Genomic DNA, 25,726 nt, shown 5'->3' with positions numbered 1-25,726 from the left:
CCATGAGGTTTTCATGACCGCTCCGCTCTGCCTGCTCTTCGACTCCGATGGCACCCTGGTCGACAGCGAGATCCTGCTGGCCGAGGTGATGGCGGAGATCCTGTCCCGCCACGGCCTGCCCTTCACCGCCCGCCAGTACATGGACGACTTCCGCGGCGTGCGCTTCCTGTCCATCGTGCAGGCGATGGAGGCCCGCCACGGCGCCCTCGACGACGCTCGCCGACAGGCGATGGAGGACGAGATGCGCGCACGGATGGAGGCACGCATGCGCGCGGAGCTGACCGCGATCGACGGCATGCCCGCGGCGCTTGAGGCCCTCGCCGACCATCCCCGCGCGGTGGTCTCCAACGGCCCGGAGCGCAAGATCCGCTGCGCCATGGAAAGCACCGGGCTCGGCCACCATTTCGGCGACCGCCTGTTCAGCGCCTACACCCTGGGCGTGTGGAAGCCCGACCCGGCCCTCTACCTCAAGGCCGCCGAGGCCATGGGCCATGCGCCCGAACACTGCGTGGTGATCGACGATGCGGCGGTGGGCGTGGCGGCCGGCCTGGAGGCCGGCATGCGGGTGGTGCACCTGAATCGCTTTCCCGAGGAGGAAACGACGCCCGAAGGCGCCGTGTCCATCGGCCATGCCGGCGAGCTGCCGGCGGCGATCGCCCGGCTGAGCCGCTGACCGTCCGACGCATCGACCGCCGCCGCCGGGCCTCGTATCATCTGAGGCCCGCTTGCATTGCCGAGGAGGCCCCATGGCATCCCTTCAGGACCAGCTGCGTGGCCTGGTCTACTCCACCGAACACGGCGACACCTGCCCCGAGTGCCGCCAGCCCGTCGACGACTGCCGCTGCGACGAACTCGCCGAGGACGCGCGCCTCGCCGGCCTGGACGGCATCGTGCGCCTGCGGCGCGAGACCAAGGGCCGCAAGGGCAAGGGCGTGACCCTGATCGAGGGCGTGCCGCTCAAGGCCGACGAGCTCAAGACCCTGGCCAAGGAGCTCAAGAAGCGCTGCGGCACCGGCGGCGCGTTGAAGGACGGCGTGATCGAGATCCAGGGCGACCAGCGCGACCTGCTCAAGGGCGAGCTGGAAAAGAGAGGCTTCAAGGTCAAGCTGGCCGGCGGCTAGCGTCGTCCAGCCGCTCGATCAGCGCGGCCAGCCCGGCCTCGGCGCCGGCCGCCACCTTGAGCGTGTAGAGGTCGTCGGCCCGGGTCCGCCCGAGGTTGAGGCAGGCCAGCGGCTTGCCGGCCCGAGCGGCCTCTCGGGCGAAGCGAAAGCCCGAATAGACCATCAGCGACGACCCCACCACCAGCAGCCCGTCGGCGTCGTCCAGCAGCGCGAAGGCCTCGTCGACCCGGGCGCGCGGCACGCTGTCGCCGAAGAACACCACGTCCGGCTTCCAGATGCCGTCACCGCAGCGCGTGCAGTCCGGCACCCGGAAATCCGTGAAGTCCGCCTCCAGATCGGCGTCGCCGTCCGGGCCGGCCCTGGCGCCGGTGTCGAGCCAGTCGGGGTTGCGGCTGGCCAGCTCGGCGTGCAGGTCATGGCGCATGCGCGTCGCCCCGCAGCCCATGCAGCGCACCAGGTTGGCGCGACCGTGCAGCTCGATCACCCGCCGCGATCCGGCGCGGCGATGCAGGCCGTCGACGTTCTGGGTGATGATGCCGGCCACCCGCCCCTCGGCCTCGAGCCGGGCCAGGGCGCGATGGGCCTCGTTGGGGCGCGCCTCCTGCAGGGTGCGAAAGCCGATCAGCGCCCGCGCCCAGTAGCGCTGTCGCGCCGCCCGGCTGCCCATGAACACGCCGTGCTGCATCGGCGGCGAGCGCTTCCAGTCGCCGCTGTCGTCGCGATAGTCGGGGATGCCGCTGGCGGTGCTGATCCCGGCGCCGGTCAGCACCGCCAGGCGCGGCGTGTTCGCCACGAAGGCCGCCAGGGCATCGAGATCGGCCCCCGACGGCGCCGGATGATCGCTCATGTCACTCCTCGCTTCTCGGCGTATCGCGCCGAGCATGGCCCCCGGGCGTCACGCTGTCTACAATGGCCAGGATCTCCCACGGGCAAGGAATCCCGATGGCCTGGCTGGAATACCTGATTCCCCTCATCTTCCTGTTTCCCCTGGCGGCGACCGCGGTGATCGTGGTCGGGCTGCGCAACCTGCATGACGCCCGGGTCAGCTCGCCGTTCGACGCCCATCCGCTGCGCGAACCGGGCCAGTCGCTGCGCGACCGCCTCGACCGCGCCTTCGCCGGGCTGTTCCTCAACGGCGCGCTGGGGCCGATCGTGATCATGGCGCCGCTGGTCTACGGCATGGGCCGCATGCTGCTGGCGAGCGAGCAGAACTGGGTCGAGTGGACCCTCTATGGCGCCCTCTCCACGCTGCTGGTGCTGGTGTTCTGCTTCCGGCTGATCCGCGACTTCCAGCGCATCCGCCGCCTCAAGCTGGGGCTGGCCTGCGAGCTGGCGGTGGGCCAGGAGCTCGAGCGGCTGATCCGCCCCGAGTCGCATCCCTACTTCGTGTTCCACGACGTGCCCGGCGAGGGCGATACCCTCGATCATGTGGCGGTCACGCCCCACGGCGTGTTCGCCATCGAGACCTGGGCGCGCAGCCCGGCGGTGAAGCCCTCCGGCGAAGAGGACAACCGTGTCACGGTCGAGCGCGCCCGCCTGCGCTTCCCGGGCTGGATCGAGCGGCGCCCGCTGCGCGACACCCGCCGCGCGGCGCGCTGGCTGTCCGACTGGCTGGAGGGCGAACTGGGCCATCCGGTGCCGGTGCAGGGCGTGCTGGCCCTGCCCGGCTGGCGGATCGAGCATCCCGAGGCCGCCGACGACCTGCTGGTGGTCAGCGGCGACGCCCTGGCCGACCGACTGCCCGAACAACGCCTGGACGCACTCGACGAGGCCGCCCACGAGGCGGTGATCGCCGCCATCCATCGCCGCGCCCCGCACTGATCGCCGGCGAGGCTTCCGGGCTATCCGTCGACGTCGGCGATGCTGACCCGCGTCGCACAGCGCCCGCGGCCGAGCCGCACCAGGCTGTCGGCGGCCGGAAAGCGCTCGAGCGCCTCGGCGTCGATGCCGATCCTCACCTCGGTCAGCAGCCGGTTGCCGCGTCCGCGGCACTCCAGCCGCAGCGCCCGCCCCGTGCCCTCGCCGAAGGCCGCCTCGAAGGCGTCGATCAGGGCATTGCGCCCCACCACGCCGCCGCGATGCAGCGCCACGAAGTCGCCGAAGGCGCTGTCGTTGACCGCCTCGAGCAGCTCGAGGGAAGTGGAAAACAGCGCCTCGGCGGGCAGCGCCAGACAGGCCGCGTGCTTGGCGTACTGGTAGCGATCCAGGCAGCTCGCGCGCCCCGGCATGGCGCGGTCCAGCCGGCTCGCCAGGGGCTCGGGCAGCGCCAGCGGCGCGTGGGCGCGGCAGAAGCCGCCGTCCGGCCGCGGCGTTTCCAGGAAGCAGCCCTGCCGCCACCAGTCGCGGCGCGTCACGCCGCGCTCGCGGAGATCATCGGGCAGCGAGGCCCACAGCCCGTGCAGCACGAAGCCGTCCTCGGCCCCGCGTCGCAGCCGGGCCTCCCGGCATTCCCGCGGCGGCCGCGAACGGCTGGCGCAGAAGCCGGGGTGCCAGGTCAGCGCCAGGGTGTAATGCTCGACCCCTTCCCGCGCCAGTGGCGATGACGCCACGGCCGGCAGGGCCGAGGCCACGGCCAGCCAGCCGCCCACCAGCCCCAGCAGCAGCGCCCTCTTCGGCCGCCAATACGATCTCGATCGCTTCACCGTCGCGCGCTCCTCATCGTCATGCCTCCCTCGGGGACGCCCGGGGGGGCCAATAACGCTTGCCAGAACCATGAAGGCGGATAATAATTCGCCGCCTTCGCAGGAGATATCCTTTTCATCACCATGAAACTCATCACGTTCGATGTTTTTCGCACCCTGGGCATTCCCGGCGTGCGCTATATCAAGCCGGAACGCATGTACGACCACCTGGAGGAGATCCGCCAGGCGGACTGGCTGCTGTTTCCCGAGTACTGGCAGGTCAATGCCCTGGTCTACGGCCTCGGCGCGCGCATCTTCCCGAGTCTCGCCAGCTATCACCTGGGCCACGACAAGGTCCAGCAGACCCGCGCCTTCCTGGCGCTGTGCCCGGAGCACGTGCCGCCCACCGAGATCCGCGGCACCTCCCGCGCCGTCCTGGATCGAGTCGAGGCGCGCTTCGGCTACCCCTTCATCGCCAAGCGCATCAAGAGCGCCATGGGCGAGGGCGTGCGGCTGATCGCCTCCCGCCGGGATCTCGACGACCACGTCGCCGAGGAGCCGGTGCTGTATGCCCAGGCGCGGCTGCCGATCGACCGCGACCTGCGCATCGTGCTGGTCGGCGGCGAGGTGATCGCCGCCTACTGGCGGGTCACCCCGCTCGAGGGCTACCGCGCAAACGTCAGCCAGGGCGGGCGCATCGACCACGCGGCGATTCCCGAGGCGGCCATCGACCTGGCCCGCCGCCTGGCCCGCGAGCTCGACATCGACCACGCCGGCTTCGACATCGCCATGGTCGACGGCCATCCCTACGTCTTCGAGTTCAACCGCCTGTTCGGCAACCAGGGCATCGCCGACAGCAGCCGGCGCATCGGCGCCGCCATCCGCCGGGTCATCGGCCTCGACGACGACGATCGCGACCCGGACGGCGAGCCGCCGCTGCAGCTGACGGCCTAGTCGGCCACGAGCAGGCGCCGCTCAGTCGCCCCTCAGCCGCCCGCCCATCTCCTGGGCCAGATCCACCGCGTAGTGGTCGGTCATGCCGCCGATGAAGTCGAGCATGCGCCGGTAGCTGTCGTAGAGCGACCAGGAAGGCCGCGGGGTGTTCTCGCCGATCAGCGCCAGCACCCGCTGGTGCTTGAAGGTCGATGAGCCCGTGTGATGCAGCTCGTGGGCGGCGCCGATAAAGGCCTCCAAAAGAATCCCCAGGGTCGTATACGCGCCGATCTCCAGCTTGGCCTTGCGCTCGTTGCGGAAGATGCGCTCCCGCGCCAGCTGCTTGGCCGTCTTCACGCCCCAGTCCAGGTCCGGGTGACACAGCTCGAGCAGATCGTGGCGCAGCCGGCCGCCGAGCAGCTCGGCCTCGTGCTGGACGAACGCCCCGGCCACCTCGGTCACCGCGCGCTCCATGGCCGCCCCGCGCAGCGCGGCGATCCGCCGCCGCTGGGACACGCCCTCCTCGCGCATGGTCGCGAAGTCGCCGGGCTCGCCGCCGGCGATCTGGGTCAGGATGCCGGCCACCTCGTCGAAGCCGAGGATGCCCATCTCCAGGCCATCCTCCAGGTCGAGCAGCGCGTAGCAGATGTCGTCGGCGGCCTCGACCAGCCAGGCCAGCGGATGCCGGCTCCAGCGGTTCTCGCCCTGGGGCAGGAGCCCCAGCCGATCGGCCACCTCGGTCAGCAGATGCGCCTCGCTCTGGTAGCAGCCGAACTTGCCGGCGCTGCCGCCGTGTTCGACGGTCCAGGGGTACTTGAGCAGGGTGCCCAGCGTCGCTGCGGTCAGGCGCATGCCGCCGCGGAACTGGTTGTATTCGATCTGGGTGACGATGCGGAAGCCCTGGGCATTGCCTTCGTAGGTCAGCAGGTCGGCGCGTTCGGCGTCGGACAGCCCCTCCAGCAGGCCGCTGCCGTCGCTCTCGGCGCGCTTGAACCAGTCGCGGATGGCGTACTCGCCGGCGTGGCCGAAGGGCGGATTGCCGATGTCGTGGCCCAGGCAGGCGGCCTGGACGATCACCCCGAGATCGGCCGGCGTGATGTCCTCGGGCAGCCGGTGGCGCAGCCCCTCGCCGACGCTCATGCCCAGCGAGCGGCCGACGCAGCCGACCTCCAGCGAGTGGGTCAGGCGGGTGTGGATATGATCGTTGTCGGTCAGCGGGTGCACCTGGGTCTTGCGCCCCAGGCGGCGGAAGGAGCCGGCGAAGACGATGCGGTCGTGGTCCTTGTGGAAGGGGCTGCGGCCGATCTCGTCGCGGGACGTGCCGCGCCGGTCGTGGAGCCGGGCGGGGTCGAGCAGCCGCTCCCAGGTCATCTGCGTCATGGGCGTTCCTCCTTGAGGGTTCCATTCTGGCACCGCCGCGCGCCGCTTTGCCATCGCGGGGCGATGCGGGAGGCCTGGCACCGCACCCTACCGCTTCCGTCGTATTTCGTTGGCTAACAAAACACCATAGAATCCCCCGTCTGAACCGCGTCAGACAGAAAAAAACCACCCACGCCGCCTCTCATTCAGCAGTAAACGCCAGCATATGGCGTCGTGGACTCCCGCCGGGCGCGGTTGGCAATGCACAAGCAATAAGGCAGACGCTTCATGACCTCCACCTCCGACGCCACGACCTCCCGACGGGATCGCGGCTTCTTCGGCCATCCGCGCCCGCTGGGGCCGCTGTTCTTCACCGAGATGTGGGAGCGCTTCTCCTACTACGGCATCCGCCCGCTGCTGGTGCTGTTCATGGCCGCCAGCCTGCTCGACGGCGGTCTGGGCTTCGACGAGAAGACCGCCTCGGCCATCGTCGGCCTCTACGCCGGTGCCATCTATCTGGCCGCCCTGCCCGGCGGCTGGCTGGCCGACAACTGGCTCGGCCAGCGCCGGGCAGTGTGGTACGGCTCGGTGCTGATCGCCCTGGGCCACCTGGCCATCGCGCTGTCGGCGCTGCTCGGGGCGCCGGCCTTCTTCGTCGGCCTGATTTTGATCGTGCTCGGCTCGGGGCTGTTCAAGACCTGCATCTCGGTGATGGTCGGCGGCCTCTATGACGACGGCGACGTGCGCCGCGATGGCGGCTTCGCCATCTTCTACATGGGCATCAACCTGGGGGCGCTGCTGGCGCCGCTGATCAGCGGCGTGATGCTGGAACACGGGGGCTGGCACTGGGGCTTCGGCATCGGCGGGCTCGGCATGCTGGCGGCGCTGCTGATCTTCCGCCTGTGGGCGGTGCCGTCCATGCGGCGCGCCGACCGCGAGCGCGGCCGCGAGGCGAGCTGGGACGCCCCGGCCCAAAGCCGCCGCCACGTCGGAAGCTGGGTCGCCGGCGTCATGGCGCTGATCGCCGGGCTGGTGACCCTGAGCGCCACCGGCGTCATCCACATCGACGCCCGCGCCCTGGCCGAGGCCATGACCTCGGTGCTGATCGTGGTGGCGATCGGCTTCTATGCCTACCTGATGCTGTTCAACGGCCTGAACGGCGACGAACGCGCCCGGGTCACGGTGTGCTTCGTGCTGATCGTGGCCGCGGCCTTCTTCTGGGCCGCCTTCGAGCAGCAGCCCACCTCCTACAACCTGTTCGCCCAGAACTACACCGACCGCGGGCTGTTCGGCTGGGAGATTCCCACCGTCTGGTTCCAGTCGCTGAACCCCATCTTCATCGTGCTGCTCGGCCCGCTGTTCGGCTGGCTGTGGCCGGCGCTGGGGCGCCGCCGCCTGGAGCCCGGCAGCCCGATGAAGTTCGTGCTCGGCCTGCTGCTGGCCGCCGCCGGCTTCGGCCTGATGGTGCTGGCCGCCCAGCGGGTGCTGAGCGGCCCCGGGCTGGTCTCGCCGCTGTGGATCATCGCCAGCATGCTGATGCTGACGCTGGGCGAGCTGTGCCTGAGCCCCGTGGGCCTCTCCACCATGTCCGGCCTGTCGCCGCGGCGCACCCAGGGCCAGCTGATGGGGCTGTGGTTCACCGGCTCGGCGCTCGGCAACCTGGTGGCCGGCCTGATCGGCGGCCACGTCAATCCCGAGGAGGTCCAGCAGCTGCCCGAGCTGTTCGGCCGCTCGGCCATCGCCCTGGTGATCTTCGCCGCGGTGCTGCTGTTGCTCGTGCCGGTGTTCAAGCGCATGCTCGGACACCACCGCCTCATCGACCCGACCGCCGCCCATCGCGCGGACGCCACCGACCCGCAAGGAGCCTGAGCATGACCTCTTCCAGTGCCGCCACCGCACGCCAACGTCTCGACGCCCTGCGCGAGGTCATGCGCGAGCACGCCATCGATGCCTGGTGGCTGCCCTCCTCCGACCCGCACAACTCCGAATACCTGCCCGAGCACTGGGCCGGCCGCGCCTGGCTGTCCGGCTTCGACGGCTCGGTGGGCACCCTGGTGGTGACCCAGCACGACGCCGGCGTGTGGGTCGACAGCCGCTACTGGGTGCAGGCCGAGGAGCAGCTGGCCGGCAGCGCCATCGCGCTGATGAAGCTCACCCCCGGCCAGGCCGACGCGCCGATGCGCTGGCTGGCCGAGCGGCTCGACGAGGGCGCCACCCTCGGCTTCGACGCCGACGTGATGTCGCTGGCCAGCGTGCGCCGGCTCGAGGATCATCTGGCCCCGGCGGGCGTTCGCCTGCGCGGCGACGTCGACCTGCTCGACGCCATCTGGCCCGAGCGTCCGGCGCTGCCCGAGGCGCCGCTCTACGCCCATCCGGCGGCCTATCTCGACGAGACCCGCGGCCAGCGCCTGGCCCGGGTACGCGAGGCCATGGCCGAGCACGACGCCGACTGGCACCCCGTCTCGACCCTGGACGACATCGCCTGGCTGACCCAGCTGCGCGGCGCCGACGTCGAGTTCAACCCGGTGTTCCTCGCCCACCTGCTGGTGGGCCGCGACAGCGCCACGCTGTTCGTCGCCCCGGGCAAGCTCGACGACGCGCTCACGGCGGCGCTGGCCGACGACGGCATCGCGGTGGCCGACTACGCCGACTGGCCACGCCGGCTCGGCGAACTGCCGACCGACGCCCGGGTGCTGATCGACCCGGCCAAGCTGACCCTGGGCACCCGCGAGGCGCTGCCGGAAGGCGTGGCGCTGGCCGAGGCCTACCAGCCCAGCACCCTGGCCAAGGGCCGCAAGAGCGACGCCGACCTGGCCCACGTGCGCGAGGCCATGGAGGAAGACGGCGCGGCCCTGTGCGAGTTCTTCGCCTGGCTCGAGGCCGCGCTCGAGCGCGGCGAGACGATCACCGAGCTGACCGTGGACGAGAAGCTCACCGCCGCCCGCGCCCGCCGCCCCGGCTTCGTCAGCCGCAGCTTCGGCACCATCGCCGCCTACAACGCCAACGGTGCGCTGCCGCACTACCACGCCACGCCGGAGGCCCACGCCACCATCGAGGGCGACGGCCTGCTGCTGATCGACTCCGGCGGGCAGTACCACGGCGGCACCACCGACATCACCCGGGTGGTGCCGGTGGGCAACATCACCGACGCCCACCGCGAGGACTACACCCGGGTGCTCAAGGGCACCATCGCCCTGTCCCGGGCGCACTTCCCGCGCGGCATCCCCTCGCCGCACCTGGACGCCATCGCCCGCGCCCCGCTGTGGGCCAGCGGCCGCGACTACGGCCACGGCACCGGCCACGGCGTGGGCTACTTCCTCAACGTCCACGAGGGCCCGCAGGTGATCGCCTGGTACGCCCCGGCCGCACCGCACACCGCCATGCAGCCGGGGATGATCACCTCCATCGAACCCGGCGTGTACCGCCCGGGCCAATGGGGCATCCGCATCGAGAACCTGGCCGCCAACCGCCCCGCCGAGGCGAGCGAGTTCGGCGATTTCCTGCGCTTCGAGACGCTGACCCTGTGCCCCATCGACGCCCGGCCGATCGACGTCGGCCTGCTCGACCCCGCCGAGGCCGATTGGCTCGACGCCTATCACGCCGAGGTCCGCAGCCGGCTCGCGCCGAAGCTCGAGGGCGAGGCCCTGGCCTGGCTCGAGCAACGCACCCAACCGCTCGAGCGCGGCTGAGCGGAAGCGGCTTTCCCGAAGCCGAAACAGGAGAAGGGCGCCCCGCGGGGCGCCCTTCTTCGTGATTCCTCACTCTTTACCTCTGACTCCTCGCACCTAATCCTCCGCCATTTCCGGCAGCAGCGTCTCGAGCTTGCCGGCGCTCGAGAGAGCGCGTATTGCGCCCCCAGCCCAGCGGCTCGGCGGCTCAGTCCTCCGCCATCTCCGGCAGCAGCGTCTTGAGCTTGCCGGCCCTTGAGAGAGCGCGTATTGCGCCCCAGCCCAGCGGCTCGGCGGCTCAGTCCTCCGCCATCTCCGGCAGCAGCGTCTTGAGCTTGCCGGCCCTTGAGAGAGCGCGTATTGCGCCCCCAGCCCAGCGGCTCGGCGGCTCAGTCCTCCGCCATCTCCGGCAGCAGCGTCTTGAGCTTGCCGGCCCTTGAGAGAGCGCGTATTGCGCCCCCAGCCCAGCGGCTCGGCGGCTCAGTCCTCCGCCATCTCCGGCAGCAGCGTCTTGAGCTTGCCGGCCCTTGAGAGAGCGCGTATTGCGCCCCCAGCCCAAGGGCTCGGCGGCTCAGTCCTCCGCCATTTCCGGCAGCAGCGTCTTGAGCTTGCGGGTCAGCGTATTGCGCCCCCAGCCCAGCAGCTCGGCGGCCTCGCCCTTGCGCCCGCCGGTGTGCTTGAGCGCGGTCTCGATCAGGATCTTCTCGAAGTCCGGCACGGCTTCTTCCAGCAGGTGGGTGTGGCCGGCGGCGAGCGCGCGGTCGGCCCAGTCGCGGAAGGCCAGGCGCCAGTCGCCGGCGGCGCCGCCCTCGTCGGCCTCGCGCAGCTCCGGCGGCAGGTCCTCGACCAGCACCTCGCGGCCGGAGGCCATCACCGTCAGCCAGCGGCAGGTGTTCTCCAGCTGGCGCACGTTGCCCGGCCAGGCCAGCCGCGTCAGGTGGGCCTCGGCCTCCGGCGTCAGCACCTTGACGTCGGTGGCGAGCTCCTTGGCGGCCTCGGCCAGGAAGTGGCGCGCCAGGCGCGGGATGTCCTCGCGGCGGTCGGCGAGCTTGGGCAGGTGGACGCGGATCACGTTGAGGCGGTGGAACAGGTCCTCGCGGAAGCGGCCGTCCTCGACCAGGCCCTCCAGGTTCTGGTGGGTGGCGGCGATGATGCGCACGTCGACCTTCACCGAGGTGTGGCCGCCGACGCGGTAGAACTCGCCGTCGGCCAGCACCCGCAGCAGGCGGGTCTGGGTCTCGGCCGGCATGTCGCCGATCTCGTCGAGGAACAGGGTGCCGCCGTCGGCCTGCTCGAAGCGGCCCTGGCGCTGGGCCGTGGCGCCGGTGAAGGCGCCCTTCTCGTGGCCGAACAGCTCGGATTCGATCAGGTCGCGGGGAATCGCCGCCATGTTCAGGGCGATGAACGGCTTGCCGCCGCGCGGGCTGTGCTGATGCAGCGCCTGGGCGACGCGCTCCTTGCCGGTGCCGGACTCGCCGTTGATCAGCACCGTGATGTGCGACTGCGACAGCCGGCCGATGGCGCGGAACACCTCCTGCATGGCCGGCGCCTCGCCGATGATCTCGGTGTCCAGCCCCTCAGGGGCACTGACCGGGCGCTGGCGTTCGCGGGCGTGGGCCACGGCGCGGCGCACCAGCGCCAGGGCCTCGTCGACATCGAACGGCTTGGGCAGGTACTCGAAGGCGCCGCCCTGATAGGAGGCCACCGCGCTGTCGAGGTCGGAGTGGGCGGTCATCACGATCACCGGCAGCTCCGGATGCGCCTCGCGTACCTTCGCCATCAGGTCCAGGCCGTCCAGGCCCGGCATGCGGATGTCGGTGACCAGCACGTCGGGCGGATCCTCGAGCAGCCGCTCGAGGATCCGGTCGGCACGCTCGACGCTCTCGACCTCGAGGTCGGGCTGGGCCAGAGCGCGCTCCAGCACCCAGCGAATGGCGCGATCGTCATCGACGATCATGACGCGTGCGGCTTCAGTCATGGGATGTCTCCAGCGGTATCAGCAGTCGGAATTCGGTCTGGCCCGGCCGGGAGTCGCACTCGATCAGCCCCTGGTGACGGTGCAGGACCGACTGGGCGATCGACAGCCCCAGGCCGCTGCCCTCGGCGCGGCCGGACACCATGGGGTAGAACAGCGTCTCCTTGAGCTCCTCGGGGATGCCGGGACCGTTGTCGATGAGGCTCACCTGGCAGACCAGGCGATGGCGCTCGGCGCCCAGGGTGAACTGGCGACGCGCGCGGGTCTTGAGCACCAGGGTGGGCCCCTCGATCCCGGCCTCGGTCATCGCCTGCACGGCGTTGCGCGCCACGTTGAGGATGGCCTGGATCAGCTGGGACTCGTCGCCCATCAGATCGGGCAGGCTGGGGTCGTAGTCGCGGGTGAACGTCACCTCGGGATGCTCCACCGCCACCAGCGCACGGACCCGCTCCAGCACCTTGTGGATGTTGAGCGGCTCGTGACGATTGAGGCGATGCGGGCCGAGCATGGCGTCCACCAGGTCGCGCAGCCGGTCGGCTTCCTCGACGATGATATGGGTGAACTCGGTGAGCCGGGAGTCGCCCAGGTCACGCTCCAGCAGCTGGGCGGCGCCGCGGATCCCGCCCAGCGGATTCTTGACCTCATGGGCGAGCCCGCGCGCCAGCACCTTGATCGTCTCCTGGCGGGTCTGCAGCGCCTCCTCGCGGGAGATGCGCAGCAGCCGGTCGCGGGGCTCCAGCTCCATCAGCAACTCGTCCGACGACAGCGGGGTGACGGTGTAGTCCACCGTCAGCGCGTCGCCGGTGGGCAGGGTCAGGCGCGCCTCGCGCTGGGTATAGGGATGGAACTCGTCGCGGGCCTTGGCCAGCAGCTCGCCGATGTCGTCCTCCGAGTTCACCAGCCCCGGCAGCGGCTGGCCGATCACCCGCGAGCGGCTCAACGCCAGCAAGGCCTCCGCCGCCGGATTCATCCAGCGCAGCCGCAGCTGGCCGTCCAGCAGCAGCACGGCGGTGGTGAGGTGTTCCATCAGGCGTTGATACATTGGTGCATTCCCGGCAGCGGAGTGGAGGGGCGCCTCCCTCAAGTTCTGCAAGAAGCGCGCCACTTTGGGGAAGACGAAATGGCGTCGCCTCCCGGCTGATCCGACATGGGGATCATGCACCATGGTAGTGCACCAAGCTGGTGCACGCACTGCGAGGTCGCGCTTACTCCCGCTCGGGCGCCTTCCGAAGGTGCGCGCGCGGGTCGTGATGCGCTCGCCATGCCTCATGGTCGCGCCGGCGGCGATCGTCCCGGGGCGGATGATCGCCGCGCAACGCCTCGGCATGGCGGAAGGCGCTGCCCTCGCTCACCCGGCCGGCGTGATCGAAGGCATCGAAGCGCCCGTCGTCACGCGCCGGGGGCGGGTCACAGGGCCTCGGGGAGCCGTCCGGACACAGCGGTCGATGTGGCCGGCGAGGGGGCAGCTAATGGTTGGCGGGGTTGTTGGGATTGCTCGGCAGATTGACGCTGGCCCGCTGGACGAAGAGCGTCAGCGGCGAGGTGCGGTGGCGCACCGCGCCGGAGGCGTCGAGCAGCTCGGCCTGCACCCGGTGCTCGCCGCGGTTGAGGTTGGAGAGCAGGAAGGTGTCGGTGTGCATGGCGGACTGGCTGACCTGGCCGTCCACCAGCAGCCGCACGCGATGGTCGTCGCGCAGGTCGGGGCGGATGGCGAGCCGCACCTGGGCGTTGCCCGCGGCGCCGGTGGGCAGGGTCGTCTCCTGCTCGGGGGAGGCGATCGCGAAGACGTCGTAGGGCATGAAGGGCTGGCCGGGCTCGCCATAGCGCGTGGTGCCGTCGGCCCGCCCGGGCGAGGCACTCGACAGCGGCTGCACCGGGCGCGACGGCACCACGGTGAGCGGATCGAGCTCCATCGCCTCGCCGCCGCGCTTTGGATCGTCGGTGAAGACGACGTTGCCCTGGGCGTCGGTGGTGCGATAGATGGTCTGTGCCGCCGCCGGCAGGCTCAGCGCCAGGCTCAGCGCCAGTGTCATGACAACCTTGTGCATGTGTCTCTCCCGGGTCCGTGACGGCCGTCCATGGCGCGCCTTGCGCCTGCCGTCATCATGCTCCAAGCCTAGACCAGGGCGGCCCCGGAACGGAATCCACGTTCGCGGGCCGAGCGAATGCGAGTAGGATGATTCTGCGACACGACAAGCCAAGGAGCGAGCTGCATGGACGCGTGGGAGAAGGTGATAGCGCTGACCCTGATGGCCGGCATGGCGATGCCGCTGGGCGGCTGGGTGGCCAAGGAGGAGCGCATCCGGCCGAACTGGCTGGAAAACGAGCTGCGCCACGGCATCATCGCCTTCGGCGGTGGCGCGCTGCTCTCGGCGGTGGCCCTGGTGCTGGTGCCGAACAGCTTCGAGGCCCTGGACCTGGCGCCGGCCATGGCCTGGTTCCTCGCCGGCGGCCTGACCTTCATGGCGCTCGATATCGCCCTCTACCGCAACGGCACCCCCGCCAGCCAGCTCACCGCCATGCTCGCCGACTTCCTGCCCGAGGCCCTGGCCCTGGGCGCGGCCTTCGCCTACGGCGGCGGCAGCGGCGTGCTGCTGGCGCTGCTGATGACGCTGCAGAACCTGCCGGAGGGCTTCAACGCCTATCGCGAGCTGCGCGAGAACACCCACTACTCGACCCGGCGCCTGCTGACGATGTTCTTCGCCATGGCCTGGCTGGGGCCGCTGGCCGGCCTGAGCGGCTACTGGTGGCTGGCCGCCTACCCGTCCACGGTGGCCGCGATCATGCTGTTCGCCGCCGGCGGCATCCTCTACTCGGTGTTCCAGGACCTGGCGCCCCAGGCCCGGCTCGAGCGCCACTGGGGCCCGCCGCTGGGGGCGGTGTTCGGCTTCGCCATGGGCATCGGCGGCCATATGCTGATCTACTGATCCCGGGCGGAGGCCCCGGGAGAAAGACGCACAAAAAAAGGCACGCCCACGGGCGTGCCTTTCGCGTGCTGGAGCGCGGCGCCGGGCGCCGCGCGGCATCAGCAGCTGTAGTACATGTCGAACTCGACCGGATGAGTGGTCATGCGCAGGCGCTCGACGTCCTCTTCCTTGAGCTCGATGTAGGCATCGATCATCTCGTCGGTGAACACGCCACCCTCGGTCAGGAAGGCGCGGTCCTCGGCCAGCGCCTCGAGGGCCTGGTCCAGGCTCTCGGCGACGGTCGGGATGGACTTGCCTTCTTCCGGCGGCAGGTCATAGAGGTTCTTGTCCATGGCGTCGCCGGGATGGATCTTGTTCTTGATGCCATCGATACCGGCCATCAGCATCGCCGCGAAGCACAGGTACGGGTTGGCGGTCGGGTCGGGGAAACGAGCCTCGACGCGCTTGCCCTTGGGGCTCGCGGTGTAGGGGATGCGGATGGACGCGGAGCGGTTGCGGGCGCTGTAGGCCAGCATGACCGGCGCCTCGAAGCCCGGCACCAGACGCTTGTAGGAGTTGGTGGAGGCGTTGGTGAAGGCGTTCAGGGCACGGGCGTGCTTGATGATGCCGCCGATGTAGTAGAGCGCCATTTCGGACAGGCCGGCGTACTCGTCACCGGCGAACTGGTTCTCGCCGTCCTTCCAGAAGGACTGGTGAACGTGCATGCCGGAACCGTTGTCACCGACCAGCGGCTTGGGCATGAAGGTGGCGGTCTTGCCGTAGGCGTGGGCGACGTTGTGCACCACGTACTTCATTTCCTGAAGTTCGTCGGCCTTCTTCACCAGGGTGTTGAACTTGACGCCGATCTCGTTCTGGCCGGCGTTGGCGACCTCGTGGTGGTGCACCTCGACGGACTGGCCGATGGCCTCGAGGGTGTTGCACATGGCGCCACGGATGTCGTGGAAGCTGTCGACCGGGGGCACCGGGAAGTAGCCGCCCTTGACGCGCGGACGGTGCGCCAGGTTACCGCCCTCGACCTGACGGTCGGTGGCCCAGGCGCCTTCCTCGGAGGTGATCTTGTACATGGCGCCTTCGATGTCGGCCTTCCAGTGCACCTCGTCGAAGATGAAGAACTCGGGCTCCGGACCGAAGAAGGCGGTGTCGCCCAGGCCGGTGGACTGCAGGTAGGCCTCGGCGCGCTTGGCGATGGAGCGCGGATCACGCTCGTAGCCCTGCATGGTGGCCGGCTCGATGATGTCGCAGCGCAGGATCAGGGTGGCGTCTTCGGTGAAGGGGTCGAGGAAGCCGGTGCCGTCTTCCGGGCGCAGAATCATGTCGGACTCGTTGATGCCCTTCCAGCCGGAGATGGAGGAGCCATCGAACATCTGGCCGTTCTCGAAGAACTCTTCATCGACGTCACGGGCCGGAATGGTGACGTGCTGTTCCTTGCCTTTGGTGTCGGTGAAGCGCAGGTCGATCCACTTCACGTCGTGTTCTTCGATCAGGGCGAGAGTCTTCTCGGACATGAGGTCCTCCAGGGTACAGTGGCTGGTTATGATATTCCGCTGAATCTGTCTGTCGTCGGTCGCGGGTGTGTCCAGTCGACGTTGTAGCATGACGTCGGTGCGATGCCCACGCCGCCATGCACGACCATGGCATTGCCCCAAATAATGCAGATGGCGTGCCAAAATGGCGACATTCGCCGAAATCATTTCCATAAACGACTGAGAAGAAAGAAGAAAAAAACCTGCTTCATGAGAGTGCAGAGTCACCAATCTGCATCATGCCCGCTCATGGCGCCTTCTCGTCCGCCGGAATGCGCCCCAAGATGACGCTCGCACGCCCCCGATGCACCAAATATGTGCACATCGTCTTTTCTTGCGCACCAGCCCGACGCTTCCGCCGCCCAGCCGCCGCGCCAGGCGCCCCGCGGCGACGCGCGGGCGAAAAACACCGCGACGATCCGGATTCCGGACGCCACAAGGCTGGTAGCGTCGAGGTCCTGACCCTATAATGCCACCCCAATTTTCCCAGCAGGATCCCGTCGTGATCGAGAATCTTCGCAACATCGCCATCATCGCTCACGTCGACCACGGCAAGACCACCCTGGTCGACAAGCTCCTCCAGCAGTCCGGCACCCTGGACCGCAAGGCCGAAGGCCAGGAGCGCATCATGGACTCCAACGACCAGGAGAAGGAACGCGGCATCACCATCCTGGCCAAGAACACGGCGATCCGCTGGGATGACGGCAACGGCCGCGACTACCACATCAACATCGTGGACACCCCGGGACACGCCGACTTCGGTGGCGAAGTCGAGCGCGTGATGTCCATGGTCGACTCCGTGCTGCTGATGGTCGACGCCGTCGACGGCCCGATGCCGCAGACCCGCTTCGTGACCCAGAAGGCCTTCGACCAGGGCCTCAAGCCGATCGTCGTGGTCAACAAGATCGACCGCCCGGGCGCCCGTCCCGACTGGGTCATCGACCAGATCTTCGACCTGTTCGACAACCTCGGCGCCTCCGACGAGCAGCTCGACTTCCCGATCGTCTACTGCTCCGCGCTCAACGGCATCGCCGGCACCGAGCCGGAAGAGCTGAGCGACGACATGCGACCGATGTTCGAGGCCATCGTCGACATCGTCGAGCCGCCCAAGGTCGAGCTGGAAGCCCCGTTCCAGATGCAGGTCTCCGCGCTGGACTACAACAGCTACGTCGGCGTCATCGGCCTGGGCCGCATCACCCGCGGCAGCGTCAAGCCGAACCAGCAGGTCACCGTCGTCTCCAAGGAAGGCAACACCCGCCGCGGCAAGATCGGCCAGGTGATGACCCACCTCGGCCTCGAGCGCGTGCAGACCGACGAAGCCACCGCCGGCGACATCATCTGCATCACCGGCATCGAGGATCTGGCGATCTCCGATACGCTGTGCGACCCGGCCGCCGTCGAGGCGCTGCCGGCGCTGACCGTCGACGAGCCGACCGTGTCCATGACCTTCCAGGTCAACGACTCGCCGTTCGCCGGCAAGGACGGCAAGTTCGTCACCAGCCGCAACATCAAGGATCGCCTCGACCAGGAGCTGATCCACAACGTGGCGCTGCGCGTCGAGCAGGGCGACTCCCCGGAGAAGTTCATCGTCTCCGGCCGCGGCGAGCTGCACCTCTCGGTGCTGATCGAGAGCATGCGTCGTGAAGGCTTCGAGCTGGCCGTGGGCCGCCCCGAGGTCATCATCCGCGAGATCGACGGCCAGGAGCAGGAGCCCTACGAAGAAGTCATCATCGACTGCGAGGAGCAGCACCAGGGCGCCATCATGGAAGAGCTCGGCTACCGCAAGGGCGAGCTCAAGAACATGAACCCCGACGGCAAGGGCCGGGTGCGTCTCGACTTCATCATCCCGGCGCGCGGCCTGATCGGCTTCCGCGGTCAGTTCCTGACCCTGACCTCCGGCACCGGCATCCTGACCAGCCGCTTCGACCACTACGGCGACCTCAAGCCGGACGCCTCGGTCGAGCGTCGCAACGGCGTGCTGGTGTCCATGGTCTCCGGCAAGGCCCTGGCCTACGCGCTGTTCGCGCTGCAGGACCGCGGCAAGCTGATCATCGAGCACGGCACCGAGGTCTACGAAGGCATGCTGATCGGCATCAACAGCCGTGCCGAGGACATGGTCGTCAACCCGACCAAGGCCAAGAAGCTCGACAACATGCGCGCGTCCGGCAACGACGAGAACCTGGTGCTGACGCCGCCGATCCGCTTCACCCTGGAGCAGGCGATCGAGTTCCTCGACGACGACGAGCTGGTCGAGATCACCCCGAACCACATTCGTCTGCGCAAGAAGCTGCTGTCCGAGAACGAGCGCAAGCGTTCCAAGAAGAAGTAAGCCGCGTCGACGCACCGCGACTCGTTGCGCCCCAGAGCCCGCCATCATGGCGGGCTCTTTCGTTTCCGCCTTCTGCGTCCGTGTCGGCCACTGCGCCGTTGGCCTCGCGCCCCGGCCGGGGGCTATGCTGAGACCTCCGCTCACCAAGGAGACCGCCCGATGCACAAGCACGTCGAATGGGACGATCCCGGCAGCGCCAGCGTGCTGCGCTACTATCAGGACCATCCCCAGGACTACCCGGAGCCTCACGAGGGCAGCATCATCAGCGCCCATTTCCGCGGCTTCACCGTGCGGGTGCGGGTCGACGCCCACGTCGAGGACACCAGCATCGGCGAGGTGGTGGCGCTGATCGCCGATGACAACGGCCGCCGCGAGCAGCACGTCGGCGACCTGGCGCTCGGCGACACCGTCCGCCTGCCCGATGCCCTGCGCGCTCTCGAGCCGCGTCACCCCGAGGCGGACGACGACCGAGACTGAGCCGGCGCCCGGATTACCATCCGCCATCGCCAACGGCTCCTAAACGCTAGCCATCTGGTCAAGGGACCCGCGTCTGGCGCACAGTGACGGCCATGGGGCATACCGCCCAGCGCAGCAACCCATGGCCCGCTCGCGAGGCCTGGGTCCGAGTCACCAGGTCGCCAACGCCGGGTACCGATGAGCACGAACAACGTCTGGACGCACAAGGGCACCTTCCTGCTTGCCGCCGTCGGCTCGGCGGTGGGGCTCGGCAACCTGTGGCGCTTTCCCTACCTGGCCGGCGAGAACGGCGGCGGCGCCTTCCTGCTGGTCTACGCCCTGACCATCGTCGCCGTCGGCATCCCGATCCTGATCGCCGAGACCATGCTCGGCCGCAACAGCCGGCGCAGCCCGATCATGGGCATGCGTTTCCTGACCCGCACCCACCGGGCATCCCGCGGCTGGGAGTCGATCGGCTGGCTGGGCGCCGCCTCGGCCTTCATCATCTTGAGCTTCTATTCGGTGATCGCCGGCTGGGCGATCCACTACACCGGGCTGATGCTCACCGGACGCCTCAGCCACGCCGGCGCCGAGGCCGTGGCCGCGAGCTTCGATGCCCTGCTGGCCTCGCCGCCGCTGCTGGCGCTCTACCACAGCCTGTTCATCGGCGCCTCGGCGCTGATGGTCGGGCTCGGCGTCCACCGCGGCATCGAGAACGGCCTGCGCATCCTGATGCCGGCACTGTTCGTGATCCTGATGGTGGTGCTGGCCTACGCGGCCATGATCGGCGACCTGGCCGGCGCCGCGGACTTCCTGTTCACCTTCAACGTCGCCGACCTGAGCCTCGAGGGCTGGCTGGAAGCCATGGGCCAGTCGTTCTTCACCCTGAGCCTCGGCATGGGCGCGATCATGGCCTACGGCGCCTACATGTCCGGCGACGCCTCGCTGACCGGCACCGCCTTCACCGTGGCCCTCGTCGACACCGCCGTGGCGCTGATCGCCGGCCTGGCGATCTTCGCCCTGGTGTTCGGCGCCGGACTGGATCCCGCCGAGGGCCCGGGGCTGATGTTCGTCACCCTGCCGCTGGCCTTCGGCGAGATGCCGGGCGGCACGCTGCTCGGCGCCATCTTCTTCCTGCTGGTGCTGGGCGCGGCGCTGAGCTCGGCGATCTCGCTGATCGAGCCGGTGGCCGCCTACCTGGTCGAGCGCTTCTCGCTCAGCCGCCCCCAGGCGGTCTCCGCCATGGTGGTGGCCAGCTGGGCGCTGGGCCTGCTGACGGTGTTCAGCTTCAACGCCTGGGCCAGCGACTCGCCCTTCCACGGCTGGTTCGGCCGCAGCCCCTTCGAGCTGCTGGAGCTGGCCACCAACATCTTCATGCCGCTGGGCGGCCTGCTGATCGCGCTGTTCGCCGGCTGGGTGCTGACCCACGGCGAGGTGATGAAGGAGATGCGCACCGGCGAGGGCTGGTTCCGGGTCTGGCGCCTGCTGGTGCGCTTCGTGGCCCCGGCCGCCGTCGCCTTCGTGTTCCTGCGCAGCCTTCCTCAGGTGCAGGGCTACTGGATACCCACCATCGGTGCGGTGGTGATCGTCGGCGCCTTCGCCGCCGGTCGCAGCTTCCTGAGCGAGCGACACGCCTCATGAGCGTCGTCGCCCGACCCATAACAACAACCCAATGCTCACAGGTGTGACATGTCAGCCATCATCGACGTCCGACACGTCAACAAGGCCTTCGGCGGCCTGCAGGTCATCAACGACTGCTCCCTCCAGGTCGAGGAAGGCTCGATCACCGGCCTGATCGGCCCCAACGGTGCCGGCAAGTCGACGCTGTTCAACATCATCGCCGGCGCCCTGCCGCTGGACACCGGCCAGATCGTCTTCGACGGCGAGGACATCACCAACCGCCCCGCCGACGCGCTGTTCCACCAGGGCCTGCTGCGCACCTTCCAGATCGCCCACGAGTTCTCGAACATGACGGCGCTGGAGAACCTGATGATGGTGCCGCCCGCCCAGGCCGGCGAGAACCTGTTCGCCACCTGGTTCAAGCCGGGCCAGGTGCGCCGCGAGGAGGCCGAGGTGCGGCGCCGGGCGCTGGAGGTGATCGACTTCGTCGGCCTGCACCACGTGCGCAACGAGCTGGCCGGCAACCTCTCCGGCGGCCAGAAGAAGCTGCTCGAGCTCGGCCGCACCATGATGACCGACGCCAAGGTGGTGCTGCTCGACGAGATCGCCGCCGGGGTCAACCGCACCCTGCTCGGCGATCTGATCGGCAACATCGAGCGCCTCAACCGCGAGATGGGCTACACCTTCCTGGTCATCGAGCACGACATGGACATGATCGCGCGGCTCTGCGACCCGGTGATCGTGCTCGCCCAGGGCAGCGTGATGGTCGAGGGCAGCATCGAGGAGATCCAGAACAACCCCGAGGTCATCGAGGCCTATTTCGGTTCACCGGCGGCCTAAGGGTCGCCGGCAGCGGCACACGACAACAACGATGGGCGGCCGGATCCCGCCCGATAACGACAACGCAGAGAGCCAGCTATGCCACTACTCGACGCACGCGACGTGCACGGCGGCTACGGCGGCATGAACATCCTCAACGGGGTGGACATGGCCATCGAAGCAGACGAGATCGGCGTCATCGTCGGCCCCAACGGGGCCGGCAAGTCGACCATGCTCAAGGCCGTTTTCGGCCTGCTCCGCGTCAGCCAGGGCGAGATCCTGCTGCGCGGCGAACCCATCCACAACCTGCCGCCCAACCGGCTCGTGCAGAAGGGCATGGGCTTCGTGCCCCAGGAATACAACGTCTTCCCCAGCCTCTCGGTGAAGGAAAACCTGCAGATGGGCGCCTACCTCAAGCCCGGCAACGTCAAGCGCATGCTGTCCCGGGTCTACGAGTTCTTTCCGCCGCTCAAGGACAAGCGCCACCAGCCCGCCGGCGAGCTCTCCGGCGGCCAGCGGCAGATGGTCGCCATGGGCCGCGCGCTGATGGCCGAACCCGAGGTGCTGCTGCTCGACGAGCCCACCGCCGGGCTCTCGCCGCGGTACATGAACGAGATCTTCGAGCGGGTGAAGGAGGTCAACGCCGCCGGCGTCGGCATCCTGATGGTCGAGCAGAACGCCAAGCAGGCGCTGGCCATCGCCGACAAGGGCTTCGTGCTGGCCGCCGGCCAGAACCGCTTCACCGACACCGGCGCGGCCCTGCTGGCCGACCCGGACGTCGCCAAGAGCTTCCTCGGCGGCTGAGCCCGCCCCGACGGCACATCGGAGAGACCCCGTGAACGAACTCGTCTTCTTCATCAACAACGTGGTGATCGCCGGCAGCGTGGCCGGCTCGATCTACGCCATCGGCGCGGTGGGCGTGACGCTGATCTTCAGCATCATGCGCTTCGCCCACTTCGCCCACGGCGACATGATGACCTTCGGCGCCTTCATGGTGCTGCTGCTGACCACCCTCTTCCCGCAGGCCGGCGCCGCCCTCGGCGTGCCCACGCCGCTGATCATGCTGCCGCTGGCGATGGCGCTGACCGCGCTGCTGGCGGTGGGCATCGACCGCACCTTCTACAAGCCGCTGCGCGCCCACGGCGTGAAGCCGATCGTCATGGTCATCGCCTCGCTGGGCGTGACCCTGATGCTGCAGGGGCTGATCCGGCTGTTCGCCGGCACCGGCGGCGAGAGCCTCTACGTCGACGACCGCAAGGAGATCTTCCGCATCCCGCTGCCCATCGAGGGCGTGCGGGTGCCGGTGGTGATCACCGAGCCGCAGCTCTACCTGTTCGCGCTGACGCTGATCAGCGTGGTGGCGCTGCACTTCTTCCTGTCGCGCTCGCGGCTGGGCAAGGCCATGCGCGCCATGTCCGACAACCCGGACCTGGCGCGGGCCTCGGGCATCAACACCAACACCATCGTCGCCGTGACCTGGGTGCTCGCCGGGGGCCTGGCCGCCATCGCCGGCACCCTGCTGTCGCTGGACGTGACCTTCAAGCCGGACCTCAGCTTCTTCCTGCTGCTGCCGATCTTCGCCGCGGCCATCGTCGGCGGCGTGGGCCACCCCTACGGCGCCATCGCCGGCGGCTTCGTGGTCGGCTTCGCCGAGACGCTGGCGGTGTTCAACTGGGGCATCCTGCTCCGGCCCTTCCGTGACAGCCTGCCCGAGTGGCTGTCGCTGCCCGGCAACCTGGCCTTCGTCGGCACCGAGTACAAGATCGTGGTGCCCTTCTTCATCCTCGTCGCCATCCTGGTGTGGCGCCCCACCGGCATCTTCAAGGGCAAGGTGATCTGATGAGCACGACACGCACCGATACCGTCGCCGCCCCGCGCCGCTTCCCGCTGCGCGAGGTGGTCATCTTCGTGGCCCTGCTGGTCGCCGTGCTCGGCGTCTACGGGATCATGGGCGCCGCCTACAGCACCCGCATGCTGGTGGAAGCCGCCTGCTACGCCATCCTGGCCCTGGGCCTGACCATCCAGTGGGGCTACGCCGGCCAGTTCAATGCCGGCGTCATGGGCTTCGTCGCCCTGGGCGGCTTCTGCGCCATGTTCTTCAGCGTGCCGGTCAACGAGGCCTTCTGGGACTCCGAACTGCCCGGCGAGCTCGCCGTGGTGCTGGGCTATATCGTCGGCGCCGCGCTGGTGGTGTTCGGCGCCTCGCGGCTCGACCGCCTCGGCGTGCCGAAGAAGCTGCGCACCGTCATCACCGTGGCGCTGGCCGTGGTGCTCTACCTGGTGGTGATCAGCGCCTTCCGCGGCGTGGCCGGGCAGATCGAGTCCCAGGCCGGCTTCGTCGGCGGCCTGGGCCTGCCGTCCTGGGTCGGCTGGATCGTCGGCGGCGTGCTGGCCGGCGGCGTGGGCTACTTCATCGGCCACGTCTGCCTGGGCCTGCGCAGCGACTACCTGGCCATCGCCACCATCGGCATCGCCGAGATCATCAAGGCGTTCCTCAAGAACTCCGACTGGCTGACCCGCGGCACCGCCACCGTCTCGCCGCTGCCCTGGCCGGTGCCCGGCCCCGCCGAGGTCGGCTTCACCCTGGCCCGCGCGCTGTACCTGTCGGTGACGGCGGTGCTGATCGCGGCGATCTTCTTCCTGCTGCACCGCGCCTACCATGCCCCCTGGGGGCGGATGATCCGCGCCATCCGCGACAACGAGATCTCGTCCGCGGCCATGGGCAAGAACATCAACCGGCGCCGGCTGGAGATCTTCGTGCTGGGCTGCATCCTGATGGGCATCGGTGGCGCCGTGCTGGCGAGCTTCAACAGCCTGTTCGACCCCCAGGGCTACCTGCCGCTGAACCACACCTTCCTGGTGCTGGTGATGGTCATCCTCGGCGGCCCCGGCAACAACCTGGGCACCATCTTCGGCGCCGTGGCGGTGTACATCATCTGGCTGATGTCGGAGCCGCTGGCGCTGTTCCTGATGGAGCTGGCGGTGAACTTCGGCGAGAGCACCTTCGGCTGGGACGCCCCGGCCAGCCTCGACAGCCGCGCGCTGCAGGCCCGGGTGTTCGTGATCGGCCTGCTGATCACCCTGGTGCTGCGCTTCGCGCCCAAGGGCCTGCTGCCCGAGAAGACCAAGCACGTGGATTGATGGGGCGGTGACGGGTGAGGGGCATACATTCCGCCCCTCGCCTACTTGCCTTCTTACCTCCTTACCTCCTGACTCCCCTACTCCCTTACCTTCTTATCTTCTTACCTCCTCGCCAATGCCAAGGCCAAGGCCGATCTTGAGTGATCGCTCAAAAATATATTGAGCGATCACTCAAAAACTTTTAGGGTGACCGTCGTCACACGCCGCAAGCCGTGACACGGCTTGCCGAAAAGCGATGCCATCGCGCAGAAGACGAGGTTGAGATGAGCCACGTGACCACCCGAATGGAAAACGTCGAGACTCGCCACGCCAGGATCGAGGGCCACCGTATTGCGTATCGGGAGATGGGCGAGGGCAGCCCCCTGATCCTGATTCACGGCATTCCGACCAACAAGCTGATGTGGCGCGACGTCATGCCCAGGCTCGCCGAGCATTACCGCGTCATCGCGCCGGACATGCTCAACTATGGCGAATCCGACATGCCGCCGGATGCCGATGTGTCCATCAACGCCCAGGCACGCATCATCGTCAAGCTGATGGATGCCCTCGGCGTGTCGAGCGCCGATATCGTGTCGCATGACATCGGCGGCGGCATCGGCCAGCTGCTCGCCGTCAACCACCCGGAGCGGGTGCGCCGCCAGGTGCTGATCGACAGCGTGTGCTTCGATTCCTGGCCGATTCCGGAGTTCAAGCGCCTGCTGGAACCGGGGGTGGAGGAAGCGACCAGCGTCGAGTCCTTCATCGGCACCATGCGCGACTTCATGCCCAAGGGCGTGCACGATCCCGAGGTGATGACCGAGGAGCTGCGCGAGACCTACGTCAAGCCGTGGAACAGCGCCGAAGGCAAGGCGGCTTTCTTCCGCAACATGCGCCGCCTCAACAAGGAATATACCGAAGCGATCGCCGGTGAGCTCAAGCATGTCCCGCACCGGACCCTGGTGCTGTGGGGCGATCAGGACAACTTCCAGAAGCCGGACTATGCGCCGATGCTGGCGGATGCCATCCCCGGTGCGGAGCTGGTCTGGGTCAAGGACGCCGGCCACTGGGTGACCGACGAGCAGCCCGAGGAGACCTCGCGCCAGATCCTGGCGTTCCTGGCCGCGTGAGACGCCACCTCGCGAAGCGGCGAAGCCAACACCGAGGGCCGGCCGCCGTGGCGCCCTACCCGGCCTGACCGTTAAGCCGCATCGCCGCAATGAAAAGCCCCCGGCGGGTCACCGCCGGGGGCTTCTTT

22 protein-coding genes are annotated in these 25,726 nt (G+C 68.9%); 15 read left to right on the top strand and 7 right to left on the bottom strand.

Going from position 1 to position 25,726, the window contains the following annotated elements; genetic code table 11:
* Positions 1-13 precede the first annotated feature (13 nt).
* Together FIU88_RS01030 and FIU88_RS01025 are read left to right on the top strand one after the other, a co-directional pair.
* On the top strand, positions 14-673 hold the full coding sequence (locus FIU88_RS01030; RefSeq protein ID WP_152477857.1) for an HAD family phosphatase: 660 nt from the start codon (positions 14-16) through the stop codon (positions 671-673).
* A gap of 73 nt (positions 674-746) precedes the next feature.
* The gene (locus FIU88_RS01025; protein ID WP_152477856.1) at positions 747-1,121 is read left to right on the top strand and encodes a translation initiation factor Sui1; all 375 of its coding nucleotides are present in this window, start codon (positions 747-749) and stop codon (positions 1,119-1,121) included.
* Here the strand turns inward: FIU88_RS01025 and FIU88_RS01020 are convergent.
* Positions 1,102-1,968: an NAD-dependent protein deacetylase gene (locus FIU88_RS01020; RefSeq protein ID WP_016856252.1), complete on the bottom strand. Its 867-nt coding sequence runs from the start codon at positions 1,966-1,968 to the stop codon at positions 1,102-1,104. The genes FIU88_RS01025 and FIU88_RS01020 overlap by 20 nt on opposite strands.
* 95 nt (positions 1,969-2,063) lie before the next feature.
* On the opposite strand from FIU88_RS01020, the gene FIU88_RS01015 reads away from it, so the two are divergent.
* Positions 2,064-2,942 (top strand): nuclease-related domain-containing protein, encoded by an 879-nt coding sequence (locus FIU88_RS01015; protein WP_016856251.1) that lies wholly within the window; start codon positions 2,064-2,066, stop codon positions 2,940-2,942.
* Positions 2,943-2,962: 20 nt separating this feature from the next.
* Here FIU88_RS01015 and FIU88_RS01010 read toward each other — a convergent pair whose 3' ends face one another.
* On the bottom strand, positions 2,963-3,763 hold the full coding sequence (locus tag FIU88_RS01010; RefSeq protein WP_253742653.1) for a ribonuclease I: 801 nt from the start codon (positions 3,761-3,763) through the stop codon (positions 2,963-2,965).
* A 123-nt stretch (positions 3,764-3,886) separates the two neighbouring features.
* On the opposite strand from FIU88_RS01010, the gene FIU88_RS01005 reads away from it, so the two are divergent.
* Positions 3,887-4,696, top strand: coding sequence for a RimK family alpha-L-glutamate ligase (locus FIU88_RS01005; RefSeq protein WP_016856249.1), 810 nt, complete (start codon positions 3,887-3,889; stop codon positions 4,694-4,696).
* Positions 4,697-4,717: 21 nt separating this feature from the next.
* On the opposite strand, the gene FIU88_RS01000 is transcribed toward FIU88_RS01005, so the two are convergent.
* On the bottom strand, positions 4,718-6,055 hold the full coding sequence (locus FIU88_RS01000; RefSeq protein WP_016856248.1) for a deoxyguanosinetriphosphate triphosphohydrolase: 1,338 nt from the start codon (positions 6,053-6,055) through the stop codon (positions 4,718-4,720).
* 267 nt (positions 6,056-6,322) lie between these two features.
* On the opposite strand from FIU88_RS01000, the gene FIU88_RS00995 reads away from it, so the two are divergent.
* Both FIU88_RS00995 and FIU88_RS00990 read left to right on the top strand, forming a co-directional pair.
* On the top strand, positions 6,323-7,903 hold the full coding sequence (locus tag FIU88_RS00995; protein ID WP_152477855.1) for a peptide MFS transporter: 1,581 nt from the start codon (positions 6,323-6,325) through the stop codon (positions 7,901-7,903).
* A gap of 2 nt (positions 7,904-7,905) precedes the next feature.
* Entirely contained in the window at positions 7,906-9,723 is a 1,818-nt protein-coding gene (locus FIU88_RS00990) for an aminopeptidase P family protein (RefSeq protein WP_152477854.1), read from the top strand.
* Positions 9,724-10,273: 550 nt separating this feature from the next.
* On the opposite strand, the gene glnG is transcribed toward FIU88_RS00990, so the two are convergent.
* The 3 genes from glnG to FIU88_RS00975 form a co-directional block, all read right to left on the bottom strand.
* Positions 10,274-11,680: a nitrogen regulation protein NR(I) gene (glnG, locus tag FIU88_RS00985; protein ID WP_016856245.1), complete on the bottom strand. Its 1,407-nt coding sequence runs from the start codon at positions 11,678-11,680 to the stop codon at positions 10,274-10,276.
* Positions 11,673-12,719 (bottom strand): nitrogen regulation protein NR(II), encoded by a 1,047-nt coding sequence (gene glnL, locus FIU88_RS00980; RefSeq protein ID WP_152477853.1) that lies wholly within the window; start codon positions 12,717-12,719, stop codon positions 11,673-11,675. Before glnL ends, glnG begins: the two co-directional genes overlap by 8 nt.
* A gap of 424 nt (positions 12,720-13,143) precedes the next feature.
* Positions 13,144-13,725, bottom strand: a complete 582-nt coding sequence (locus FIU88_RS00975; RefSeq protein WP_152477852.1) for a DUF4124 domain-containing protein — start codon at positions 13,723-13,725, stop codon at positions 13,144-13,146.
* A gap of 165 nt (positions 13,726-13,890) precedes the next feature.
* Between FIU88_RS00975 and FIU88_RS00970 the strand changes: the two genes are divergently transcribed.
* A complete protein-coding gene (locus FIU88_RS00970; protein WP_152477851.1) occupies positions 13,891-14,604 on the top strand; it encodes a ZIP family metal transporter in 714 nt (237 codons plus the stop codon).
* A 98-nt stretch (positions 14,605-14,702) separates the two neighbouring features.
* Here the strand turns inward: FIU88_RS00970 and glnA are convergent, their stop codons facing one another.
* On the bottom strand, positions 14,703-16,109 hold the full coding sequence (gene glnA, locus FIU88_RS00965; RefSeq protein WP_016856241.1) for a glutamate--ammonia ligase: 1,407 nt from the start codon (positions 16,107-16,109) through the stop codon (positions 14,703-14,705).
* A 520-nt stretch (positions 16,110-16,629) separates the two neighbouring features.
* Between glnA and typA the strand changes: the two genes are divergently transcribed.
* The 8 genes from typA to FIU88_RS00925 all read left to right on the top strand — a co-directional run bounded on the left by typA (position 16,630) and on the right by FIU88_RS00925 (position 25,598).
* A complete protein-coding gene (typA, locus tag FIU88_RS00960) occupies positions 16,630-18,456 on the top strand; it encodes a translational GTPase TypA (RefSeq protein WP_016856240.1) in 1,827 nt (608 codons plus the stop codon).
* 159 nt (positions 18,457-18,615) lie between these two features.
* Positions 18,616-18,933, top strand: a complete 318-nt coding sequence (locus tag FIU88_RS00955) for a hypothetical protein (RefSeq protein WP_152477850.1) — start codon at positions 18,616-18,618, stop codon at positions 18,931-18,933.
* Positions 18,934-19,110: 177 nt separating this feature from the next.
* A complete protein-coding gene (locus FIU88_RS00950) occupies positions 19,111-20,553 on the top strand; it encodes a sodium-dependent transporter (protein WP_152477849.1) in 1,443 nt (480 codons plus the stop codon).
* 48 nt (positions 20,554-20,601) lie between these two features.
* Positions 20,602-21,372: an ABC transporter ATP-binding protein gene (locus FIU88_RS00945; RefSeq protein WP_016856237.1), complete on the top strand. Its 771-nt coding sequence runs from the start codon at positions 20,602-20,604 to the stop codon at positions 21,370-21,372.
* A 78-nt stretch (positions 21,373-21,450) separates the two neighbouring features.
* Positions 21,451-22,155, top strand: a complete 705-nt coding sequence (locus FIU88_RS00940; RefSeq protein WP_016856236.1) for an ABC transporter ATP-binding protein — start codon at positions 21,451-21,453, stop codon at positions 22,153-22,155.
* Positions 22,156-22,186: 31 nt separating this feature from the next.
* On the top strand, positions 22,187-23,191 hold the full coding sequence (locus FIU88_RS00935) for a branched-chain amino acid ABC transporter permease (protein ID WP_152477848.1): 1,005 nt from the start codon (positions 22,187-22,189) through the stop codon (positions 23,189-23,191).
* Positions 23,191-24,492: a branched-chain amino acid ABC transporter permease gene (locus FIU88_RS00930; protein WP_152477847.1), complete on the top strand. Its 1,302-nt coding sequence runs from the start codon at positions 23,191-23,193 to the stop codon at positions 24,490-24,492. The genes FIU88_RS00935 and FIU88_RS00930 overlap by 1 nt, the downstream gene beginning before the upstream one ends.
* A 263-nt stretch (positions 24,493-24,755) precedes the next feature.
* Entirely contained in the window at positions 24,756-25,598 is an 843-nt protein-coding gene (locus FIU88_RS00925) for an alpha/beta fold hydrolase (protein WP_253742650.1), read from the top strand.
* The last annotated feature ends 128 nt before the right edge of the window (positions 25,599-25,726 follow it).

The sequence above is a fragment of the Halomonas sp. THAF12 genome, assembly GCF_009363675.1.
Lineage (GTDB): Bacteria > Pseudomonadota > Gammaproteobacteria > Pseudomonadales > Halomonadaceae > Halomonas > Halomonas smyrnensis.
The sequence above is the reverse complement of the archived record's forward strand: the minus strand, read 5'-3'. Positions and strand labels throughout refer to the sequence as shown.

Coding starts and splice junctions, on each gene's coding strand:
- FIU88_RS01030 (WP_152477857.1), top strand. CDS start 14: ATGACCGCTCCGCTCTGCCTGCTCTTCGACTCCGATGGCACCCTGGTC.
- FIU88_RS01025 (WP_152477856.1), top strand. CDS start 747: ATGGCATCCCTTCAGGACCAGCTGCGTGGCCTGGTCTACTCCACCGAA.
- FIU88_RS01020 (WP_016856252.1), bottom strand. CDS start 1,968: ATGAGCGATCATCCGGCGCCGTCGGGGGCCGATCTCGATGCCCTGGCG.
- FIU88_RS01015 (WP_016856251.1), top strand. CDS start 2,064: ATGGCCTGGCTGGAATACCTGATTCCCCTCATCTTCCTGTTTCCCCTG.
- FIU88_RS01005 (WP_016856249.1), top strand. CDS start 3,887: ATGAAACTCATCACGTTCGATGTTTTTCGCACCCTGGGCATTCCCGGC.
- FIU88_RS01000 (WP_016856248.1), bottom strand. CDS start 6,055: ATGACGCAGATGACCTGGGAGCGGCTGCTCGACCCCGCCCGGCTCCAC.
- FIU88_RS00995 (WP_152477855.1), top strand. CDS start 6,323: ATGACCTCCACCTCCGACGCCACGACCTCCCGACGGGATCGCGGCTTC.
- FIU88_RS00990 (WP_152477854.1), top strand. CDS start 7,906: ATGACCTCTTCCAGTGCCGCCACCGCACGCCAACGTCTCGACGCCCTG.
- glnG (WP_016856245.1), bottom strand. CDS start 11,680: ATGACTGAAGCCGCACGCGTCATGATCGTCGATGACGATCGCGCCATT.
- glnL (WP_152477853.1), bottom strand. CDS start 12,719: ATGTATCAACGCCTGATGGAACACCTCACCACCGCCGTGCTGCTGCTG.
- FIU88_RS00975 (WP_152477852.1), bottom strand. CDS start 13,725: ATGCACAAGGTTGTCATGACACTGGCGCTGAGCCTGGCGCTGAGCCTG.
- FIU88_RS00970 (WP_152477851.1), top strand. CDS start 13,891: ATGGACGCGTGGGAGAAGGTGATAGCGCTGACCCTGATGGCCGGCATG.
- glnA (WP_016856241.1), bottom strand. CDS start 16,109: ATGTCCGAGAAGACTCTCGCCCTGATCGAAGAACACGACGTGAAGTGG.
- FIU88_RS00955 (WP_152477850.1), top strand. CDS start 18,616: ATGCACAAGCACGTCGAATGGGACGATCCCGGCAGCGCCAGCGTGCTG.
- FIU88_RS00950 (WP_152477849.1), top strand. CDS start 19,111: ATGAGCACGAACAACGTCTGGACGCACAAGGGCACCTTCCTGCTTGCC.
- FIU88_RS00945 (WP_016856237.1), top strand. CDS start 20,602: ATGTCAGCCATCATCGACGTCCGACACGTCAACAAGGCCTTCGGCGGC.
- FIU88_RS00940 (WP_016856236.1), top strand. CDS start 21,451: ATGCCACTACTCGACGCACGCGACGTGCACGGCGGCTACGGCGGCATG.
- FIU88_RS00930 (WP_152477847.1), top strand. CDS start 23,191: ATGAGCACGACACGCACCGATACCGTCGCCGCCCCGCGCCGCTTCCCG.
- FIU88_RS00925 (WP_253742650.1), top strand. CDS start 24,756: ATGAGCCACGTGACCACCCGAATGGAAAACGTCGAGACTCGCCACGCC.